This window comes from Candidatus Bathyarchaeota archaeon (genome assembly GCA_026014725.1).
Taxonomy (GTDB): domain Archaea; phylum Thermoproteota; class Bathyarchaeia; order Bathyarchaeales; family Bathycorpusculaceae; genus Bathycorpusculum.
In genome coordinates, this window is record JAOZHV010000044.1 from 355,139 (window position 1) to 375,465 (window position 20,327).

General features: G+C 43.7%; 20 protein-coding genes. 9 read left to right on the plus strand and 11 right to left on the minus strand.

All coding sequences use genetic code 11. From position 1 onward, the window contains the following. Positions 1 to 6 precede the first annotated feature (6 nt). The gene (locus NWE95_09350) at positions 7 to 1,569 is read left to right on the plus strand and encodes a dihydropteroate synthase-like protein (GenBank protein MCW4004100.1); all 1,563 of its coding nucleotides are present in this window, start codon (positions 7 to 9) and stop codon (positions 1,567 to 1,569) included. Here the strand turns inward: NWE95_09350 and NWE95_09355 are convergent. Beyond that, entirely contained in the window at positions 1,559 to 2,371 is an 813-nt protein-coding gene (locus tag NWE95_09355; protein MCW4004101.1) for a hypothetical protein, read from the minus strand. The genes NWE95_09350 and NWE95_09355 overlap by 11 nt on opposite strands. 521 nt (positions 2,372 to 2,892) lie before the next feature. Between NWE95_09355 and NWE95_09360 the strand changes: the two genes are divergently transcribed. The 4 genes from NWE95_09360 to NWE95_09375 all read left to right on the plus strand — a co-directional run bounded on the left by NWE95_09360 (position 2,893) and on the right by NWE95_09375 (position 6,114). Beyond that, a complete protein-coding gene (locus tag NWE95_09360; protein ID MCW4004102.1) occupies positions 2,893 to 3,813 on the plus strand; it encodes a dihydroorotate dehydrogenase in 921 nt (306 codons plus the stop codon). After that, positions 3,788 to 4,606, plus strand: a complete 819-nt coding sequence (locus NWE95_09365) for a dihydroorotate dehydrogenase electron transfer subunit (GenBank protein ID MCW4004103.1) — start codon at positions 3,788 to 3,790, stop codon at positions 4,604 to 4,606. The genes NWE95_09360 and NWE95_09365 overlap by 26 nt, the downstream gene beginning before the upstream one ends. A 2-nt stretch (positions 4,607 to 4,608) precedes the next feature. Next, positions 4,609 to 4,893, plus strand: coding sequence for a hypothetical protein (locus tag NWE95_09370; GenBank protein MCW4004104.1), 285 nt, complete (start codon positions 4,609 to 4,611; stop codon positions 4,891 to 4,893). A gap of 168 nt (positions 4,894 to 5,061) precedes the next feature. Further along, positions 5,062 to 6,114, plus strand: coding sequence for a hypothetical protein (locus tag NWE95_09375; GenBank protein MCW4004105.1), 1,053 nt, complete (start codon positions 5,062 to 5,064; stop codon positions 6,112 to 6,114). Between the two features lie 47 nt (positions 6,115 to 6,161). Here NWE95_09375 and NWE95_09380 read toward each other — a convergent pair whose 3' ends face one another. Further along, positions 6,162 to 7,157, minus strand: coding sequence for a hypothetical protein (locus NWE95_09380; GenBank protein ID MCW4004106.1), 996 nt, complete (start codon positions 7,155 to 7,157; stop codon positions 6,162 to 6,164). 134 nt (positions 7,158 to 7,291) lie between these two features. Here NWE95_09380 and msrA point away from each other — a divergent pair, with 134 nt between their 5' ends. Next, complete coding sequence (gene msrA, locus NWE95_09385; GenBank protein ID MCW4004107.1) at positions 7,292 to 7,858, plus strand: peptide-methionine (S)-S-oxide reductase MsrA; 567 nt, start codon at positions 7,292 to 7,294, stop codon at positions 7,856 to 7,858. Positions 7,859 to 8,025: 167 nt separating this feature from the next. After that, positions 8,026 to 8,982, plus strand: coding sequence for a methenyltetrahydromethanopterin cyclohydrolase (gene mch, locus NWE95_09390; GenBank protein MCW4004108.1), 957 nt, complete (start codon positions 8,026 to 8,028; stop codon positions 8,980 to 8,982). 148 nt (positions 8,983 to 9,130) lie between these two features. On the opposite strand, the gene NWE95_09395 is transcribed toward mch, so the two are convergent. Beyond that, entirely contained in the window at positions 9,131 to 9,706 is a 576-nt protein-coding gene (locus NWE95_09395; protein ID MCW4004109.1) for a hypothetical protein, read from the minus strand. 81 nt (positions 9,707 to 9,787) lie between these two features. Between NWE95_09395 and NWE95_09400 the strand changes: the two genes are divergently transcribed. Continuing rightward, positions 9,788 to 10,486, plus strand: coding sequence for a hypothetical protein (locus tag NWE95_09400; protein ID MCW4004110.1), 699 nt, complete (start codon positions 9,788 to 9,790; stop codon positions 10,484 to 10,486). A 219-nt stretch (positions 10,487 to 10,705) separates the two neighbouring features. Here NWE95_09400 and NWE95_09405 read toward each other — a convergent pair whose 3' ends face one another. Beyond that, a complete protein-coding gene (locus NWE95_09405; GenBank protein MCW4004111.1) occupies positions 10,706 to 11,290 on the minus strand; it encodes a hypothetical protein in 585 nt (194 codons plus the stop codon). Between the two features lie 131 nt (positions 11,291 to 11,421). On the opposite strand from NWE95_09405, the gene NWE95_09410 reads away from it, so the two are divergent. Next, the gene (locus NWE95_09410; GenBank protein MCW4004112.1) at positions 11,422 to 12,675 is read left to right on the plus strand and encodes a hypothetical protein; all 1,254 of its coding nucleotides are present in this window, start codon (positions 11,422 to 11,424) and stop codon (positions 12,673 to 12,675) included. 63 nt (positions 12,676 to 12,738) lie between these two features. On the opposite strand, the gene alaS is transcribed toward NWE95_09410, so the two are convergent. The 7 genes from alaS to NWE95_09445 form a co-directional block, all read right to left on the minus strand. Then, positions 12,739 to 15,537 carry an alanine--tRNA ligase gene (gene alaS, locus NWE95_09415; GenBank protein MCW4004113.1) on the minus strand — a complete coding sequence of 933 codons (2,799 nt, stop codon included), beginning with the start codon at positions 15,535 to 15,537 and terminating at the stop codon, positions 12,739 to 12,741. Positions 15,538 to 15,606: 69 nt separating this feature from the next. After that, on the minus strand, positions 15,607 to 16,944 hold the full coding sequence (locus tag NWE95_09420; protein MCW4004114.1) for a tRNA(Ile)(2)-agmatinylcytidine synthase: 1,338 nt from the start codon (positions 16,942 to 16,944) through the stop codon (positions 15,607 to 15,609). A 103-nt stretch (positions 16,945 to 17,047) separates the two neighbouring features. Beyond that, positions 17,048 to 17,332 (minus strand): Lrp/AsnC ligand binding domain-containing protein, encoded by a 285-nt coding sequence (locus tag NWE95_09425; protein ID MCW4004115.1) that lies wholly within the window; start codon positions 17,330 to 17,332, stop codon positions 17,048 to 17,050. Between the two features lie 515 nt (positions 17,333 to 17,847). Beyond that, on the minus strand, positions 17,848 to 18,084 hold the full coding sequence (locus NWE95_09430) for an Lrp/AsnC ligand binding domain-containing protein (protein ID MCW4004116.1): 237 nt from the start codon (positions 18,082 to 18,084) through the stop codon (positions 17,848 to 17,850). Between the two features lie 97 nt (positions 18,085 to 18,181). Next, a complete protein-coding gene (locus NWE95_09435; GenBank protein ID MCW4004117.1) occupies positions 18,182 to 19,216 on the minus strand; it encodes a flippase-like domain-containing protein in 1,035 nt (344 codons plus the stop codon). A 60-nt stretch (positions 19,217 to 19,276) separates the two neighbouring features. After that, the gene (locus tag NWE95_09440; GenBank protein MCW4004118.1) at positions 19,277 to 19,918 is read right to left on the minus strand and encodes a hypothetical protein; all 642 of its coding nucleotides are present in this window, start codon (positions 19,916 to 19,918) and stop codon (positions 19,277 to 19,279) included. A 96-nt stretch (positions 19,919 to 20,014) separates the two neighbouring features. Further along, positions 20,015 to 20,248 (minus strand): Lrp/AsnC ligand binding domain-containing protein, encoded by a 234-nt coding sequence (locus NWE95_09445; protein MCW4004119.1) that lies wholly within the window; start codon positions 20,246 to 20,248, stop codon positions 20,015 to 20,017. Between the last annotated feature and the right edge of the window lie 79 nt (positions 20,249 to 20,327).

A 20,327-nucleotide genomic window follows, 5' to 3' on the forward strand; every position in this document is an offset into this window, starting at 1 on the left:
GGCGAGATGAAGGTACTTTTGGTAACAGGAACGCTTGCAGAGGAAACAGTTAAGCGCTATGCGAAAGAGAGCGCTGTGGAAACAGAAACTGTGGCGTTAAAGATGGCTGTCGCCGCACTACTAACCCCCAAAGTAATAGCTGATGCGCTTGAAAACATGAAACTATCAGGCTTTAACACGATTTTGGTGCCTGGGCTCGTCAGAGGCGACACCACAGTAATCTCGCAAGCAGTCGGTATTCCAGCCTTTAAAGGTCCACGGTACGCCGCCGACCTGCCAACAGTTCTTGATTCATTATGCGAAGTTGAGCTTTCAACAACGGTGCCAGCGTGCGATTTACTGCGGGAAAAACTTCAGCAGAAAGCTCTCGAAGAAATCGAGAAAGTTGAAGCAAACCGCGATGAACTGCTCAAGAACCCGGGCAGCATGCTGATTGGCAATGTGGCGGTCGGCAAAGACTTTCCCATGCGTGTACTCGCAGAAATTGTCGATGCTGCATTAATGGATAAGGAAGCCATCCAGCGGACAGCTAAACGGTTCGTTGAGGTCGGCGCAGACATCATCGATGTGGGCATGGTTTCAGGCGAGCCCCAGCCAGATTTGGCGAGGTGTATCGTGGGGTGGGTTAAGGAGGTTGTGGATGTGCCTGTGAGCATTGACACGCTTGACCCAGCCGAGATTAAAGCGGCAGTGGAAGCTGGCGCGGCGCTGGTGCTGAGCGGCGACGCAGGAAACATCCAAGAAATCGCGCCTTACATTAGGGATGTGGCGGTTGTTATTATTCCTACCAATCAGCGACAAGGGTACTTTCCAAAAAAAGCACAACAACGTGTAGAGTTCCTCGAAGAAATAATCACTAAAGCAAAACAGCTCGGCGTAAAGCGTTGCCTTGCCGATTTGATTTTGGAGCCCTCAGACATTCTGGAATCTTTCATTGCTTTCAAAGAGTTTGCCCAAAGAAACCCCTCTGTGCCGCTCTTTGTCGGAGTCTCAAACGTAACGGAGCTTTTTGACGCTGACTCGATTGGTCTTAACGCTATCTTGGCGAGGTTATCGTCTGAAGTTGGCGGAAGCATCCTTTTGGCAACCGAGAAAAGCACTAAAGCAAAAGGTACCGTGGCAGAGGAAGTGGCTGCTGCTAAAATGATGTTCTTAGCTAAGCGGCGCGGTTCTGTGCCTAAAGACCTTGGCATCGATTTGTTGGTTCTCAAAGACAAACGCTCGCACGAGGAACCTTACGATAAAAAATTAGAAGAAAAGACCAAGGTTATTGTTGCCTCAGAAACCTTGGAGCCTGCCATTTTCGACCCAGCTGGCATGTTCAAAATTTACGTTGACCGTGAAGAGAAACTTTTAGTCGCAGTTCAATATGCTTCCAAAGAGTTGAATAAACCCTTTAACGTGATCAAGGGTCAAACGGCTGAGAGCGTTTATTCTAAAATTGTTGAACTTGGTTTAACATCGAGAATCGATCATGCTGCTTATTTAGGGAGTGAACTAGAAAAAGCAGAAATTGCCTTAAGAACAGGAAAAGAGTACATTCAGGATGCTTTTCTCTTTAAAAATTAGTTTTGGGCTCCGATTTGTAATTTGATTCTGGTATTGGTGCAGAGCTTTTTGGGATAAGTGCTGTTTTTTGAAGCGCTCGGATTAAGGGTATGCCAATCACAACGGCTAGTAGGACAAGCATTAAGCGTTCCCACGGGTAGAGGTAGAAAACTACATTCCAGTTTAAAGCAAGCGATTCAGGAGTCATCCACTTGTTAACATAAACAAATATGTTTTCATATAAAATGTTGCCCATCAAATGTTGCATCATTGTTCCAATTAATGCTAATATGGCGAATCCTGAGATGGCCTTGGTTGATTTTAACGTCTGTACCCATTGTGTCGCTTTCAATCCCACTGGTGAAATAAGCAGTACAAGTGCTACTATGTGCAACCACGCAAAGGGAACAGTTATGTTAGTGACCCCTAAAGGCACATTTATCAGGTTTACTGTTAACGGGTTAGCAACAAAGCCTATGAGCAAAATCACGTTTAATACTACTACTGGTAGCCATTTTCTTCTTACGAGAAATCCCAAAGCAACTGCATTTATGAATCCTGGCAGAAAATCAAGCCCTAAGAATACTGGGGCTTTCACAGTCATAGCTGTGAACGTGCCAATTAGAACGCTGGCTCCTCCTATAAATGGCCCCAATATAATTCCGTAAATAGGCGCTAAAATATCTGAGACTGAGAAGTATGCTCCTGCTACACCTATCATTGGGACAGTTGGTAATGCTCTTAGGACTGCATAGATTGCTCCAAACACTGCTATAATGGCGATTTGTTTTGTCGTTACTTTTAATTTTATCTTACTTGCCACCTTGAAATTTTTTGCATCGCTATGTAATTTTTTACACTGCACTGCTATAAAAGATTTTCCGAGAAACAAGCGCCAAGTAAATTCCGCTACATTTTTAACATGTAAATGTATATTTTGTCAAGTTTAAAAGCATGGGAAAAATGCGCTTATAAGTCGGCTGTTTTTAAGCTTATTTTTATTATAGCACCTGTTTTTAGGATATTTTATGTGTTGTGACAGAATAGTTAGCCTTTAGTAAATTTTAAATATAAAACGACCTTAATTGTACCATTGAGGTCAGTATCGTGGCAAAAGGAGCCAAAAAGACAGCTAAAAAGGCTAAAAAGAAGAAATAAGGCGCCCTTGAGGTTGCCTTCCCCTCATTTTTCTTTTTTACATCTACAGATGCGCTTTTTGTTTGCACCATGGAGGAAGTAGACAGGAAAAACGCTAAGTTTATGGGTGCCTTGATGGTGTGGCTTGTTTAAACGAAGCTTTATCTTTTGGCAGTATTTTAGAATAGGGTGAACGGTGAAGTTGGTTTGGAAAGCAGTCTGTTAAGCACGGTTTTTGCTGGGTTGATGCTCAAAAATCCCACTATGCTGGCGTCGGGGGTTTTGGGGTATTCAACTGAGTCGCTACAACGTGTCGTGCGTGGTGGCGCAGGCGCGGTAGTAACAAAGTCTGTGGGAATTGAACCACGAATCGGCTATGCAAACCCGACGGTGGTGCAGGCTGAGTCAGGCTTGATTAACGCGATGGGCTTGCCTAATCCGGGAATTAATGTTTATTCTGAGGAGATTAGGTTCTGCAAGACGGTTCTGAAAGTTCCACTTATCGTTAGCGTTTTTGGTTACTCGGCAGAAGAGTACGCAACTGTAGCAAAGAAAGCTGTTGAAGCAGGCGCTGATGCAGTGGAGCTCAACGTATCTTGCCCGCATGTTAAGCAAACTGGCGCTGAAATAGGTCAGAACCCAAAGATACTCTCAGAAGTTGTTGAAAAAGCGAAAGCAGCAATAAACAAACCCCTAATCGTAAAGTTATCACCCAACGTTGCAGATATTTCGGTTTTGGCGCAGGCAGCAGTTCAAGCAGGAGCAGACGCCCTGACAGCTGTAAACACGCTAAAAGCCATGGCAATTGACAGCGACACTATGCTTCCCATCTTAAGCAACCTAAAAGGCGGCTTGTCAGGTCCAGCAATCAAACCCGTGGCGTTGCGGTGTGTTTGGGACATCGCCGAAGCGTTGAACGTGCCAATCATCGGTTGTGGTGGAGTAACAGATTGGCGTGACGCCGTAGAATTCTTCTTAGCGGGCGCTTGTGCAGTGCAGGTTGGCACGGCTGTTGCGTTTGAGGACACAGATGTTTTCCAAGCCATCAATAAAGGAGTAGAAACGTACTTGAGAAGAAAAAATTATAGGAGTGTAAGAGACATTGTCGGGCTCGCTCACCGCAAGTAACACGTTAAGAACAACAACAATTGTGCAAATCAAAGATGAAAGCCCAACCGTAAAGACTTTCGTGCTACCTGACCGTTTATGCTGTAAAGCCAAGCCAGGCCAGTTTTTGATGCTCTGGATTCCAGGAATCGACGAGATTCCTCTGAGCATTCTGGATGCTTCAAACGGGTTAGTTTCTGTTTCAGTTAAGGCTGTTGGGGATGCAACTAGGCACATGCATGAGTTGGAGGCTAGCGCAACCGTGGGCGTTCGTGGACCCTTTGGAACCAGTTTTACTTTAAGCCGCGGCAAAGTTCTGCTTGTTGGCGGAGGAACAGGGACAGCGCCTTTACTGTTTTTGGCTCGGCAATTAGCAGAGAAGACGGAGCGGCTCTCGTTTGTTGAAGGCGCCAAGACAAAAGATGAGTTACTGTTTGTGCGTGAACTTGGCGACATATGCAAAGAGAAAAACCTCATAACCACCACAGAGGACGGCACCGCGGGATTACAGTGCTTAGTAACTGAACCGCTGGCTAATTTGCTGGACAGAGAAAAGTTTGACATGATATACACATGCGGCCCAGAAGTTATGGTGAAGAAAATTTTTGAAATGACTGAAGCACGCAAGCTGCCTCTGGAGGCAAGTTTAGAGAGGCTTATGCGGTGCGGTATTGGCTTGTGCGGAAGCTGTGTAATTGGCAAGTACCGTGTCTGCCATGATGGCCCAGTGTTTACTGCCGCTCAGTTGCGCGAAGTTAAGGAAGAGCTTGGCATTTCAAAACTTGGATTTGATGGCTCAAGGATTCCTGTTTAGACATGATGCCAGAGACTGACTTAGAAGCAACCGTTAACAAAGCCATAGTGTTCTACAATCGTCTGCGACCAGCAGAAATTGCCGTCAAACTCGTAGTTTTCGCCCCGCCCCTGCTCACCGTTTCCTTTACAGGTGGCTTTTGCTACGGTTGCGGCATACATGACTACGTCGAAAGCTTCGCTAACCACTTCAAAATGCTGACAGAAAAGTATGTGTTGAAAGCTGACAAAACAAGAGAAATAGACCCAAGAACATTCGAAGCGGACTACACTATAAAATCAAAATAACATTCCCTGTTTGTTTTAATGACAGCCTTCGTAGTAACAACTAAAATATGCAGTCAAATAAACTGAAATTAATCAAATTAAAAATACTTTTTCCGAAGTTTATTTAAAGAAAACATAACAATACCTTTCATAACAGGCAGAACCACCAACACAAAGGAGAAAACATCAATGAACAATAAATTGTTAACAATTTTTCTAATCATACTCCTATCATTTTCAACTTTAGCTCTCATAACTGCAACGACGCAATGCCCAAAATGCAATGGAACAGGAATCATAACTTGCCCAAACTGTAACGGTACTGGCAAAACAACAACTCAAAGTTACGGAGACTGCCAACATTGCAACGCAACAGGCATCCTCAAACCAACCGTCCTGTTTAGAGGTAAAGACGCAGAGCAACGCGAGCAAGCAACATTTATCACAGGACAATTTGAAAACCAAGAAACCATCGAAGCCAAAGGAATAGTCACTGCAACCATCTCGGGACACAGTGGTACTTCAGAAAAAATCACTTTCCCGCCAAAAGAAAAAATCAGCGTAACCATCAAAATAGAGTTCTATGGAGGATACACAAAAATGCAGCTACTCAACTATGCAGCCATAGCCGTAACTCAAGTCGACGAAGTCACATGTCCATACTGCGACGGCACAGGAGTTGCTATCCAAACAACAGAAACATGCCCAGAATGCGACGGTACAGGAGAAATCGAGTGCCCAACCTGTGATGGAAAAGGCTACGTTGACAAGGCATCCGATTTAGAAGAGCAAGATGCGAGCGGTATCCCATTAGCGGCTATTGCCGCTGGCGTCGGTGTGGCAGTTATTGCTGGAGCAGGTGCAACAACATTCTTCCTAATGAAAAGCAGACGAGTAAACGAGAAAAGTTTGCGAAGACTTTCATCACGTGAATTTAACGATTGGGTCTTAGCCAAGCTTAACGGCAGACCGCCCACAGCAAGGGACACAGCTATGGGAATAGACGGCTACACCAGTGGAGGAGAACCAGTTTTGATTAAGCAATCAGACGGCGTTGGAATGAGCGTGATTGACTCCTTTGCAGCTGCATTGGCTAGGAATCGTGCAAGAGGCGGAACGATTGTGGCTTTCAGTTTTGGCGATGATGCCGTTAGAGGAAAAGTAAGAGCTAAAATGAATTATCGCCTAGAAATTGAAATGTTAACCGTTAAGGAACTGATTGAAGGCAACAGGCGTTTTTGATTAAAGGCATTGGCAGTCAACAGATAGATGCTTCGCGTGCTCGTGAACTAAATGGGTGGCTTGGCTATTTTTTTGTTGTTTAAAGTTTTCATCCATTGTTTAAACTCGTTTGATGGCGGCTGTTCTCTGTAGATTTGTTTACGATGGGATTCTAGAAAATTGTTTTCCTTACCTGCGTATTCTGCTGCAGTCACGATGCGGTGCTCGAACTTTGCAGCTTTTAAAAATACGCTTTCCATCTTTTGCTTCCAAAACTCGTCTCGAAGGGCATGATGCTCCAAAATTATCATTGGCACTTTTTCTACAATTTTTTCTAGGTTGTGAAGGCCAAACCCCAGTTGCGCCATGTCAACGCGGAAACCGCCAAGATAAAGTGGTGGTCCACCCAGCATAATTAATGTGGGGTGCGCAGCTAAAATAAGCTCCAGCGTACGAGTGGACATTGGTCCTTGAACATCAGGCGCGAACATGAACCGTTCATCATCGTACTCAACAACAGTCATAATTACCCAACCTAACATTGAATCTTCAGACCCGTGAGCGACAGCCTCAGAAAAACACAGCCTTGTTTTTCCGTAAGTGAAAGTTTTGCCGTCTGCTGATTCCAGCGTTTTGGCATGTTTACCGCCTGTTTTTTGGAACATCCATGCACGCTGTCTTTGGCTGGCGTTTATGTTTTCTTTCGGGTCTTTAATGAGTACGATTTTGTGTTGATAGATTTGGCGTGCGGTTTCTGTTTCCTCTGTCCAGTTGACAACCCAGTCCTCAAATGAAGGCGTGTGATGGTCAAAATGGTAATGGCTAATCGTAGTGACAGTAGCTTTGTCGGCGGCTTCCGCGATGGTTCGGCGCAAGCGACTGATGGTTTGGAACTCGATGGGGTGCGGGGGCAAGTTAAAGCGGTATGGACATAATGAAATCCCGGCGTCCAAAAGTACTGTAACGTCGGGAGTTTGCACCAGCGTGCACATAGATCGGACGCCCAAGCTTTCTGCCGCTAATGGAGTAATCGCGATTTTATGTTGTGAATTGTTTTTTTGCATGTTTGGCCCCGAGGTTTGCTACAAGGCTAATTGTTTGGAAACTTAAAATGTTTCTTAGGGCAATGTTGTTATGCCATCACATACAGAAACTGTTAAGTTCTAAGTGCTCGCAGTCTTTTTTAGGAGAGGCTTTTATGAGTCAGCAAAAAGGTAGAGAAAAAACTTTGGAGATCGCGACGTTAGCCGGCGGTTGTTTTTGGTGCACTGAAGCTGCCTTTAGCATTATTAAAGGTGTAGTGCGAGTTGAGCCTGGCTACACTGGCGGTAACGTTGCGAACCCGACATATGAGCAGGTTTCTTCAGGTGTGACAGGGCACGCTGAGGCTGCTCAAATTTATTTTGACCCAAAAGTTATCAGTTACAAAGAGATATTGGAGATATTTTTTTCTATGCATGATCCGACTTCGCTGAATCGGCAAGGTGCTGATGTAGGCACGCAGTATCGGTCTGCGATTTTTTATAATGATGAAGAGCAGAAGGTTATTGCCGAAAAGTTGATTGATGAGCTGAACAAGGAAGGAATTTGGGACAAGCCCATCGTTACAAGTGTTGAGCCGCTAAAAAAGTTCTATCCAGCAGAGACTTATCATAAAGATTACTACAAAAAGCATCCACGGGAACCATACTGTATGGCAGTGATTGCGCCTAAACTTGCCAAACTTCAGGCGCGGTTTGTAGACAAAATCAAGCCGCCATCGTAAAGTTAAACTGCCATTTCGCTGGACGCCCTAATTGATGCTTGGTTTGAGAAAGCGCCAGTAGTGACCTACCCCTATAGGTTTCTGCATAGATTAACTATTAGGATTCAAATATGTTGGCGTTAACTTTAATATTAAAGCAGGTCAAGTAACGTTAAGGTGAAATCTTCATGGTGTTTAGCGTAAATCAGATGGCTTGGGAGAAAGCCCAAAAACTCATAGAAAAACCAGAATTATACGGTGTGATAGTTACAAAATCCAGTGCTGGAGCAGCAATCGTTGACGCTGGCGTGAAAGCTAAAGGTGGTTTTCAAGCTGGCAAGAAATTGACGGAATTGTGCATGGGCGGCGCAGGCAAAGCCAAGGTAGGCTTCAAAACCTACGGCGACATAACTTTCCCGTCAATAACCATCAGCACTGACCATCCTGCCATTGCCGCGTTGGGTTCACAGTTTGCAGGTTGGCGCATCAAAGACGGCGACAACATAGCCATCGGCTCTGGCCCCGCTCGCGCGCTGGCGCTAAAGCCCAAGGATATTTTTGAGGAAATCGGCTACAAAGACCAAAGCGATAAAGCAGTGCTTACACTTGAAAGTAACGTGTTGCCTTCCGATGCCCTCATCGAAAAAGTGACGACCGCAAGCGGTGTTTCAGCTGAGAATTTGCTTATTGTTGTTGCTCCAACTGCGAGCGCGGCTGGTTTAACGCAGGTCGCTGGCAGAGTGGTTGAGGTGGGCATTCACAAACTGCGAATTCTTGGGTTGAGCCCTAAAGTAATTCGTTATGCAATGGGTTACGCTCCGATTCCACCTGTCGGCGTGGATTTTGAGGTTGCTATGGCGCGAACCAACGATGCCATACTCTACGGCGGAACAGTCTACCTAACTGTTGATTATGATGATGAAGCGGCGTTGCAAAAAATCGTTGAGCAAGCGCCCTCTATGGCTTCTAAGGATTATGGCAAGCCGTTCTTGCAGATTTTCCGCGAAGCCGACAAAGACTTCTACAAGATAGACCACGGATTATTTGCTCCAGCCCTCTTGATGATAAACAACGCAAAAACAGGTAGGACGTTCAAAGCAGGACAAATAAATCCTAAGGTGCTATCGCAAGCGTTAGGATTCTGACTACATCCTTTTGAAAAAGTCTTAAAAATTCTTTTTTTACTAAAACCTGCTGAAAGAAGTTTGAAATCATTAGAGCAATGTCCAGTTTACCATTGCCTAATATTCAAAAAAATGGGTTGAAATGAGATATGTAGTGATATTTTTAGTATTAGGAATGAGGCGGTAAGTCTAATATGTATGTGTCAAAGTCTGTGTACATCTGCATGTTACCGTAGAGTACACCAGCCCACATTTGAACCCAAACTTGACTACTGACGTAATCTGTTCGTTTAGCGATTATGTAGTATTGACCTTCTGAGAAGTAAAAATCATACATGCGAAAGGACTGAAGCCTATTTCCTTCTCCCCAGAGCCAACCCCACCAAGAAACCGTTCCGTAGTCCACACATGGAACATTTGTATCCAGTATTTGAAATTCTCGGCCTATGTCAACTTGGATTTTATGTACTGCAAATGGATAAGCCCCCATTTGGCAACCTGCCCAATTAAATACTATGCCGATGTATTGTTCGCCATCACCCCAGCAATAATAATAGAGTGTACCACTTCCCCAGCTGTAAGCCCAAGTAATGTCAGTGTCCATTGCATAAACGTATAGGTCACGGGTTCCACCATTGCCAATAGGTTCCGCTGCAGCTGTTGGGATGCTGTAATTAGCCATTAATATCACCGTTAAGAAAACAATCGATGATGAAACAAGCGTTTTCTTTTTTATTTGTTTCACCTCCTTTCACAAATAATAAGTATAGTTATTGCAAATAAAATATGGCTAGATGCAAAGGTTACTAGCTGAGAGGTTGAGAAATTGGCAACTGAGCTTATGGTAGCCTTTCTTAGAAAAATAGGATTGACTAAAAAAGAAATTGATATGTATTTCTTTCTTTGTAGCTATAAGGCCATTACCTGCGACCAAATTACCAAAAGACTGAGAATACATAAAGCTGAAGGTTATCGTATTTTAAAGAGCCTTCAAAGTAAAGGCTTAGTAGAGGCAACACTTGAGTCTCCAACACGGTTCACAACTACGCCTGTCACCAAAACTATAAATTTATTTATCGATGAAAAAGAGCGAGAAATAAAGCAGGCAATGACATTAAGATCATTCATGGAAACGGAAAAAACTAAAGTTGAATATGTTCCTTTAGAGAGCTTTTTAGTAATAAAAGGTCAAGAAAAAATTGATCGTTTAATTATTCGATCACTAAAAGAGGCAAAAAATAATGTGCTGTCCTTGCTACAGCTTAAAGTTATAAAACTTCTATTGCAGGATGAATTTAAAAATAATTCAGTATCTGCCATGCGAATATTGGTTTGTAATAGTAGTGACCACCCACTAATTGATACTTTTCGGAATAAATCAAATGTTAGTATTCGTTATGTCAACCCCACGCTTGATATCTCAATAATAGTGATTGATAATGAAAAATTACTCTTAATCTTTTCTTCAAACAGCGATTCTGCATTTTACGTGAAAATGGACACAGTGGTGACTTTTGTTTCCTGACAAATTGCAAAAATCTTGTGTCATCTTTTTACTTAATTTTAGAAATCATATGGTTTAATTGTAAGTCTATCGACCGAAAAAAAGATCGTTCCCTGTCTCCTTTATCCCATGGCATGCCTGAGAACGCATCAACGATAAAGAAAAGTCAGAGTTGAAATATCTCACGAGAAAAATCCTCGTTTTCGTAAAAAGTCGTTTTCTGGATAAAAAATAGAGGGTTCAGTTGGTGGCTGTCAGCCGTGTTTTGCAGAAGGAGTTCTGAATGAAATCTCTAAAGCCTTTGTTGCCCATCAATGCGGCGATTATGACGCTCATAACGATTACTTCTACCACGGCTTTTATCATGATTGCGTTTATGATTGTGCTTGCAAGAGGGGCTGATTGCATAAACAGTGGTAATAGTGCTATAAAATAGGAGTATGTAAATACGCCTTCAGGTACGTATGATAAAAGTGTTAATGGGCTTGCCCAAAGGGATTTGTGCATTTTCTGGTGCAGGTTTAAACCGTTTGAAATTAGTCCTGACGTTAATCCAGTAAGACCTTTCCCTATGGGCAGGCCAATTAGTCCTAGTATTCCGCCATTCCCTGCTGGTCCAAACATAATTCCTGGTATGATGCCCGCGATTAAGCCTGTTGCCAGCCCTGCTTTGGGTCCTGCAAAGAAGCCAGCGATGAAGACAGCAAGTAGGGATAAATCTAAGGCTACGCCGGGTGCTATTTGGCCGGTCAGGTAGCTTATGACAAATAAAACATTTCCAAGAGCACCCATCATTATTACGAAAGTGAGTTTTTTAGTGTCCATTTTGTTTCCCTGCTGATGCTGAATTCTCTATTACCTATTTAAGAGTAGCTACTTAAAAAAGCGTAAACAATTAGGGAAAATTTGGAAATAATCATAAATAACTCAAGCCAGTAAAAATAAAGCGAAGCAGCTTGACGCAACAAACAATGCAGTTCTCATCTTCCGAAGAAACAAGACGCTGGCTTGAAAAACAAACCAACGCCACCCTCACTCCTGTTCATGCCCAAGCCAAAAAGTTACGGGACGACATGAACACTTCATTACAAACGGTTTCAGAAGTCAGCAAACAACTCTTTGACACAAGCTCCAAAGAGATTGAACGGCGAAACATGAAACTCTACAACCGCGCCCGCGCCTTAAACAAGCTTGCCCGCCTCTTTCTTGACCGCCTAAAAAAACTCACCCCCCCAGACCAAGTATCCTATGATACTATGAGCAGGTATGCTCAGGAAACCCAAAAAGTTCTCCTAGTAACCGACATAGACATCAAAAACTGGTTCCCAAGAATCTCACCCTTCTTCATCATGGATCGAAGAAAATTCCTTGTTTTTTACGAAAAAGCTAAGCAGTCGTATGCTGCCCTAAACGATTTCGTAACGAAGGAGTATGTTAAAACAAAAACTTTGGAAGAAACGTTTCTACTACTAAACGAACTGCAGAGTGTAGAAAAACAGTTAACCACCCTTGAGGATGACAAAGAAAGCATCAAAAACGAGCGCGTACCAATCGAGCAGGAAATCGCAGAGATAGAACAAAAAATAGAGGGCCTCAAAACCAAAGGCCCCATCGACAAGCTTAACATGGTTAACACTGAAATAGACGCCTTAAGCAATGAACTAAAACACGCGCTGAGGCACCTGCAGAAACCATTCATTAAAATGCAAGCTTTAGCCGCTTCAGGTGGTGGCGGAGGCGTTACACCTGACCAAGTCAACGTGATAAATCAGTACTTAGAGAAGCCTTTTGACACGTTAGCAGCAGAAAAAGACGGTTACCCACTGCTTAAAGATGCCCTTGAAAAGCTTGAAGAACTGTTGGTAGATGACAAGCTTAAGTTAAAATCTGATAAAGCCCGAAAAGCCGACCAGACAGTTCAAGAGATACTTCACAAAGACTCGCTTTTGAAGCTTCAGGTGCGCTGCAAAGAGATGGCGACCCGAAAAGAACAGTTGGTGGCTTCGTCTAAGATGGATGAAATCAAACAGAATCTGGCTCAATTCCAAGAGCAACTTGACCTTTTAAAGGCTAGAAAAACCAGCATCGAAACACACGAAACCGTTAAGCATAACGTCTACAACTCGACCATAGATAAAATCAGCAACCTCAAACGCACCATTGAAAGAAACGTCTACAACGCAATCGGCATAAAAATCCAAATCAACTAAATTCTAAAACATGAAAATTCTTAGAGATGCTTAAGAACAAATAAGAAGTAAGACTCTAAAACATTACTTCTTGAGTTGCTTCTTGACTGCTTCTTCAGCCGCTTGCACCGTGTCCTTGAGTTTGTCACATTTGGTTCCGCCGCCTTGAGCAAAGTTGGGTCTGCCGCCTCCGCCACCGCCAAAAATCGGCGCCGCCTCCTTGACAATGTTGCCTGCATTAACGCCTTTTTTCACTGCTGCTTCGCCAGCCATTACCATGATTCTGCAGGTTTTTCCGTCTGCACCATAGAATATCGTGACGGCTGAGTCGTTGCGCTTAATGATTTCACTTGCAGTCTGCACCATACGGTTCACATCGATTACTTCTCCGAAATCCCGTTTCACAATGGCTATGCCATCAATTTGCACGGCTTCTTCTGCCGTTTGCTCTTGTCCGATTGCGCTTTCTTTTTCTGCGAGTTCCTTGATTAAGCGGCGTTTCTCAACGTTAGCTTCCTTGAGGTCTTTGATGACTTTCTCTGCAGTTTTATCAAGCTTGTCTATGGGCGCATTGAGAACTTCGGATACTTTCCAGAGTAGCGTCTCGTGTTCCTGTACTGCCTTTAGCGCTTCAAGTCCAACCGCGTAACCGAGCCGTTCAACGCCGTCTTGGACGCGTTCAGTGTAAACGATTTTGACAAAGCCGACTTCGCCAGTACTGCCCAAGTGTGTTCCAGCACACGCTTCCACATCCCAATCGCCAGTTTTCACGACACGGATGTCTTTACCTGGAACCGCACCACCCTGATAGAGCCTAAAGCCATAACGTGCTTCTGCTTCGTTGCGTGGAAGCCATTGTGTTTCAACTTTCATGTTGGCCATGACCGCTTGGTTTGCCAACGTTTCAATTTTGTGAATTTCCTCTTGGGTCAGTCTGCGGTAGTGCGAAATGTCCAGCCGTGACGTTTCAAGCCCCTTCTGGGTTCCTGACTGCCAAACATGCTCGCCCAAAACCCGCCTTGCAGCGCCGTTGATTACGTGAGTAACCGTGTGAGCCTTCATCAGTGGATATCGTCTTTCCCAATTTAGAACGCCATGGACAACGCTGCCTTCTTTGAACGTTGCAGGAGCGCCGAGTTTGTGCACTATAACCTTGCCAATCTTTACAACCTCAACAACTTCAAACTTTGAATCGCCAACAGTCAGCCAGCCTTGGTCTGATGGTTGTCCTCCGCCTTCAGGGTAGAAGCATGTTCTGTCCAAAACCACATGCAATCTGTTGATGATCTTGAGGACTTTTGCGTCAAATTCCTTCATGTAAACATCAGCGTAATAAAGCGGCTCTGTCGCGGGCAGTTGCTCAGCTGCTTTTTCGAGTGACTCCTCAGCTTTGGCCTCTTCCTCCTCCACGGGTTTGGATGCCTGCATGTGGCGCTTAGCGATTAACGCGTAAAAGTTCTCAGGAACTTCCACATCGATGCCTTCTTTTTCTGCGGCTTGCTTGACTATTTCAGGTGGAAGCCCATGTGAATCGTAGAGTTCAGTGAGCGTATCCATAGGCAACTTGCCTGTGCCTTTGGCTTTGAGGTCACTGGCGATGCGTTTCACCATGCCTTCTCCACGCTTAAGAGTGTCTTCGAACTTTTCCTCCTCAACTTTTAGCATTTCAACGATTTCGTTGCGCATCTCTTTGATGTGGGGGAAGTCTTTTGCCCAGTAATCCGCCTGCAAATCAATGATGTCATAGAGCTTTGCTGGCTCCATGTTTAACATACGTAACAATCGATAAACCCTGCGGTACAGCAGCCTTGCCAAGTAGCCCTCTTGAATGTTTGAAGGAACAACACCTTCGGAGAGCATAAAACTCAACGTTTTGGTGTGATCGGTTACTGCCCAAGCGTTCTCAAGCGGAATCAGCACTTTATCAAGCGTTTCTAAATCGATGCCTGTGAGTTCTGAAACGCGTTTGCGTGCCACAAGCCTGTTAGCACGCTTATCAACGCTGACCAACCCTGAATACTTTGCAACTCTCTCCAAGAAGTCATTGTCCACGTTAGTTATTCCTGCCATGTCCAGCACTTTGTCGAGCAGTTTGCCGTAGATAGCTTGAAAGAGGCTTGGAACGCCCTGACTAATCCAAGTGAAACGGTCAATACCATACCCCGTATCCACCGTGCGAATCGGCAGTTCAATAAAGTCGTCGCCGACAACCTTGTACTGCATAAACACTAGCGTGCCCACTTCTAAGCCTCGCACGATGCATTCAACGTCTGGACCTGCGTTACCTCCGCCTACCCAGACGCCTTCTTTGTAAATCACTTCTTCCGAGGGTATGCCCAACACTTCAGTGGCAAAACGCTGGTGGAAACGAACTGTGTCGTCTTTCCAATACACTTCTTTATCTGGGTAGTTAAATGCGTGTGCTCCACCCATCTCGAAAATTGTCAGGTGTCTGCCAAACGTGGGGCCAGTGTTTGCAATATCCGTAAGCCTTATTGAAGGTTGGGAAATCACCAGCGGGTTTGCAGGAGGAGGCGCGATGCCTTCGGTAACGTAAGGTTGGAAGTCGATGATGCTTGCGTGTGTTAAGTAAATGTCTTTGCGCCAACGCGCAACCACTGGGTAGGGCTTTATGCGGGTGTGCCCGTTCTTCTCGAAGAATGAGAGGAATGCCTCTCGCATCTGGGAAAGGCTGAACTTTTTCTTGGTTGCGGGGTTGCCAAGGAACGTGTAGCATCCGCACTCGTCAGAACTTGATTCGCCGCAAGTTTCCTGCTCAGCGTTCTGAGTCCAAAAATACTCGCCGCATTTTGGACAATGCTTCCTAACAAAACCCTCTTCTTTAAAGAAGGGGAGGTCGTAGTCCTTTGCTGTAAACTTCATTTGTTTGGTGCTCCCAATGTTAGTTAATGGGTTACGAGCTTCATGCTTTTAAATAATTTCGAGAAAATTTCAAGAATGCCAGCCCTCTATCAAAGCCTCCTTTAGTGAGCCTGTCTTTTCTTGTCCATAGCGCCGAAGAGGCTTGGTGAGGTGCCTCTGTGACCTTGTTGCAGTTACGTACAACCCCGCCTTTAGTGCTCTTGGCACAATTTGCTGGGTTTTTTCCAAGTCGGGGAATTTGCCGCCGCACCGCTCGCAGCGGTATCCTTGGCTTTTGCCCATGGATTTTAAGCGTTTTTTGCAGTTTGGGCAGATTGGGTTTTCAGTGCGCGTCTTTGGTTTTAGGGATAGAATGTTGATTTTTTCTAAATTGATTGTTAATGACTTAGTTTTTGCTACCTTTCGTACTGCGCCGTAGACTTCGATGCTGTCGCCAACGACGAGTTCTCTTGCGATTTTGCGCAAGCTACCGGTCGGCTCGTACGCAGCGCAATCCACTTCGGCAGAGTCGTCTTTGATGGAAAAGATTACATGGCGAACTGGAATTAATCGTGGGTTTTTTGAAACCACTCCGTTGGCGATTACTGAACTGTAAGGCTCAATCTTACCGAGCGCTTCTACAGGTGTTAGATGAGCATCCGTGCCCTGATTGCTCCTGAAAATTACCCAGCGCTCCACGGGCTCAAGCGGTTTAACAAGCTCAAACGCTTTTTTCACCACCGCTGGTGTTTCGCCTCTGATTCCGAAGAGGATTGGGTCTGGACCACGCGGCGTAATGATAACCCTACCTTTTTCAGTGTCAACGTTGTTGAAAGTGTAGGGTGCAGTCAGCTTGTCCATTTCAAAAATCGACGCCAAATCTACCTGCCGCTTTGAACCCACCTCCTCTTTTGTTCGATAAGCAATCAACTCAAAAGTGTGGTCGCAGTTGAGGGGTTCGCCTATGGCTGCCAGTGCCCCGATGATGCCCCTACAAGTGTTGAAACCAGCCGCTTCAGCCCCAAACTTCTTGATGAGTGCCATAGCTTGTTTTAGGGTAACTATGCTTGTTTGGGCACCTTTAGAGAAAACTTGCACTTCCTTTGGGATTCGCGCGCCTTTTAAGAAAACTATGCCGGGGTCTGTGCCTTTCTCTTTGATTGCCGAGTGTTCTTCCCACAATGTCATAGCTGTATCTTTTATTTCCTCTTCAAATTCAGGTTCATAGGTGAATCTTAGGCAGAGTGCGCCGTTACCCCTTGTCTTCCAAGGCACGTTAGGATTGAGCCTAATTAGGCTTGGGTAATCAATAAAACGTACGTTTAATTTTTCGAGTTCTTCGATAAAAACAGCAGCAAGGTACGTAGTGCAGCCTCCTTTAGTTGAATCCGTATCGTCTAGGCCGATGTGCATTGTTTGCTTTGGCAAAGGTGGCGTTCTCCGAGGTTAGTCAGAGAATTAGTTGGCGAAGGTAAAAAATATTGTTTAAAGAAAAAGAGGTTGCTTAGGCTGTTGTTTGACTAATAAAAAATTATTGGGCAATTGGGCTTTCAAGCATTATTTGTTCCTGTATTACTGTTTCTGGCGTTTCAGTCAAAATCATTGTCAGTTTCGAATTGATTTTACCTATGTTCTCGATTCGATTTGTTATAATGAATCGGAGTTTTTCCATGTTTTCCGCTTTAATGTTTGCGATGATGTCGTAGACTCCCCAGAGAGTATGCGCTTCTTCGACACCATCAATTTTTTTCAGTGCTTTCAGTACTTGGCTTTCTGCTCCAATCTCAGTATTTAGGAGGACGTAAGCTGTAGGCATTTTTTCACTTCATCATTTATGGTGGTTGGGCGGTTGGGTTCAGAGGTTTGGGTGCTCTATCTTATTCAAGGGGAACACAAAAAATATCGTTGAATACACAAACCTCTTCGTCCAACCGATAAAAAACTGCGTGTGCCTATTTTTCTGTAAAGTCGCTACTGCCGCTTGGTCTTCCGCAGTTTTCTTGATTTGCACGCATCTCTTCATATATCTCCCTCAGTCTGGCACACAGGAGTGTTAATTTCATTGGTAAAAAATTTAAGACTATGTGACTGTCAGCATACAATCACAAACTTCGTCGTTTAGGCTGCCTTGTTTTTTGAATAATGGTCTCTTGCGTGTAAGTCAAGGTCTTTTCCGTTCTGGAAGTCTGTTCCACACCATGGGCATTTAAATTCAAATTTCATTACTATCAATAATTAGATTGATTCTGAATGATTAATGGTTGTGTAAGTAATGAAAAATAATGACAAATATAATTTGGTGTTTGTTAAAAGAAAGGGATTTTTGAGCGTTTAACGCTCTTCTACGACAATCATTGTCAGTGTTGACCGAACCTTGTCTAATCGCCTGATGCGCCATGTTACGATTTCTTTTAGTTTATCCATGGCGTCTGCTTTTACTCTGGCCACTATGTCGTATACTCCGTAAACCGCGGAAGCTTCTTCAACGCCCTCCACTTTCTTTAACTCTTTTAAAACATCCGATTCTGAGCCGATTTCAGTGTTTATCAATACAAAGGCTGTAGGCATAATTTATCCTCAGATAATTAGTTACTTGGGTCTGAATTAAAATCTTTCTCATAAACCGACATGTCAGAGTATCAGTTTAACGCATAGTTAGCTGAGACTATGCTTGCTTGTTTCTTAAAATCTTGATGCCTACCCATTGAAACGCGATGTAGGAAACAATCAGTCTAAACCATAGATTAACAATCCGCGAAAGCAAAGTCACTGAAAAACTTAGCGGTATGGGGATTCCAAGAGCATAAAAAGAGGCACTCATGATGATTTCTGGAAAGCCAAAGAATGTTACTCCAACGGATTGAAGAGTTCCTGTTAGTGTGAAAACAATGAGTACCTTATCAACAGGTACAGGGTAACCTAAGGCGATAAAAGATAGAAAAACAACGGACACTTCGAAAATAAAGGATACAACCGCATAAATGGTGGGAAGGATTAATCTTTTAGGGTTAGTTTTTAAATGGTTCATGCTGTTGTGGAAGCGATTTAACATGTCTTCAGCTTTCGCCTTAAAGTTTTCAGGGTTCCAGCCACGGCGGAAAAATGTTACTATACGTAATGCCCAGTTTAGCAGTACTTTTGTTGCCGAGGGTTTAACGCTTATATAATAGACAAGAACCAAAACAATGAGAGTAAGTGAAAAGACGGTAGCGATAAGAAATGTAGCTGTGGGTGGTAAGGGATAGCTAAGTAGAACCGATGTTAAGCCAACACCCAATGAGACCACCGTTAAAGTTAAAACAAAAATTTTTTGACCAACCACCGAAGCACCAATCTTTCCCGTGTCAATTTTAGCATCTTTGGATAGCAAATACGTTTTTGAAACTTCACCAGACCAGCCCAGCTGCGGAATGGTTGCTTCAAAAAACAATCCAACCCACGTGTACAAAAGAGCCTTCCGTATGCTTATATCAACAGATAAGTTTTTGAGTAAACATCGCCAGACCAGCGCGGAAAAAAATGCGTAAAACACATATGCTACGAAAGCACCAGCATAATAAACAGGGTTAATCTGTGAGAGAATATCCAGTACCTTTGATGGATCAATAAAAAATAAAACATAAACGATAAAGGCAATTAACCCAAAAATCAAAATTACAATAATAGGGTTCTTTACGACGGTTTTTTTCGCGGGTTCCATGCAGGTTTCAAGCCTTGATAAAACACGTTCTATCAAACATTGCTTTTAGCTTTTTGGGGTTCATGAGCGTTTCTTCTTTTTGCGCAATAAAACGCCTGTTACCAAAGCTACTGCAACTAAAACGATAAGAACGACTGCAATTAAAATCGTCCAATTTTGCCCCTCTGCTGGCTGCCACATATTCGTATTTTCCACTATCGTATGTATTGTGTAATGTGGCGTTGCGGCGTTTCCTTCAACACTTACGCCTGTGACTTTGTCCCAAATGTACGTGTTCTCGCTTGTTGACGCATACAAAACCGTGCGAGTAGCCCCTACGTATGTGCGCTGTTCTGCTTTTGTGATGGTTACATTGCCCAAATTTTCAGCGAAGAAGGTGTCTCCTGCATTGAGGTTGGCTGGAATTATGAAGTTATCAATTAAATGCCCGGTCTCTAAATTCAAAGTCGTGGTTGACTGCTCAGTTGACCCATCAGAAAACCTTGACGTAATCCTAACAGTGATGTTTGACCCCTGCACCTCGAGTACTTCCATTCTAGCCCCCACAACATCGTGTTCTGCCACAGGCGAACCAGTATAACTTACTTTATACTCTATCCAATCGCCTTTCTTCACACCAACCGACAAATCAGCAAACGCAACACTATCTAAACTGAGAACCAAAATGCATGCGATTATTATGAGAGTGAGTTTTCTTGCCATAAGTGTTTGTTTTTCTCCTAATGCCCTATTGTAACTTTCGCTTATTGGCTTGCCTTATAGTAAGAAAAGATGGAGAATCACCGCTTCTTTACATGCTTACTCTTCAGTTAAGATTAATGTCAACGTTGACCTGACTTTAGCAAGTGTCCTTATCTTACGGGTAACTGTATCCTTGAGTTTCTCCATTGAGTCAGCCTTGACTTTAGTAATTATATCATAGACGCCATACGAATAGTAAGCTTCTTCGACTCCTTCAAGTTTTTTGAGTTCATCGACAACTTGTTCCTCTGCACCTGATTCAACGTTTATCAACACAAAGGCTCTAGGCATCCAATACTCTCCAATTATAGTTAAAGTGCTTGGCATTAAAATTTTTCTGAAAATAATCTTTTTAGATTAATTTTTAGGC

Bases quoted from the DNA above. Each gene is read 5' to 3' on its own strand.
- NWE95_09350 (MCW4004100.1), top strand. From the start codon at position 7: ATGAAGGTACTTTTGGTAACAGGAACGCTTGCAGAGGAAACAGTTAAG.
- NWE95_09370 (MCW4004104.1), top strand. From the start codon at position 4,609: ATGATGCCAGAGACTGACTTAGAAGCAACCGTTAACAAAGCCATAGTG.
- NWE95_09375 (MCW4004105.1), top strand. From the start codon at position 5,062: ATGAACAATAAATTGTTAACAATTTTTCTAATCATACTCCTATCATTT.
- NWE95_09380 (MCW4004106.1), bottom strand. From the start codon at position 7,157: ATGCAAAAAAACAATTCACAACATAAAATCGCGATTACTCCATTAGCG.
- msrA (MCW4004107.1), top strand. From the start codon at position 7,292: ATGAGTCAGCAAAAAGGTAGAGAAAAAACTTTGGAGATCGCGACGTTA.
- mch (MCW4004108.1), top strand. From the start codon at position 8,026: ATGGTGTTTAGCGTAAATCAGATGGCTTGGGAGAAAGCCCAAAAACTC.
- NWE95_09405 (MCW4004111.1), bottom strand. From the start codon at position 11,290: ATGGACACTAAAAAACTCACTTTCGTAATAATGATGGGTGCTCTTGGA.
- alaS (MCW4004113.1), bottom strand. From the start codon at position 15,537: ATGAAGTTTACAGCAAAGGACTACGACCTCCCCTTCTTTAAAGAAGAG.
- NWE95_09425 (MCW4004115.1), bottom strand. From the start codon at position 17,332: ATGCCTACAGCTTACGTCCTCCTAAATACTGAGATTGGAGCAGAAAGC.
- NWE95_09430 (MCW4004116.1), bottom strand. From the start codon at position 18,084: ATGCCTACAGCCTTTGTATTGATAAACACTGAAATCGGCTCAGAATCG.
- NWE95_09435 (MCW4004117.1), bottom strand. From the start codon at position 19,216: ATGGAACCCGCGAAAAAAACCGTCGTAAAGAACCCTATTATTGTAATT.
- NWE95_09440 (MCW4004118.1), bottom strand. From the start codon at position 19,918: ATGGCAAGAAAACTCACTCTCATAATAATCGCATGCATTTTGGTTCTC.
- NWE95_09445 (MCW4004119.1), bottom strand. From the start codon at position 20,248: ATGCCTAGAGCCTTTGTGTTGATAAACGTTGAATCAGGTGCAGAGGAA.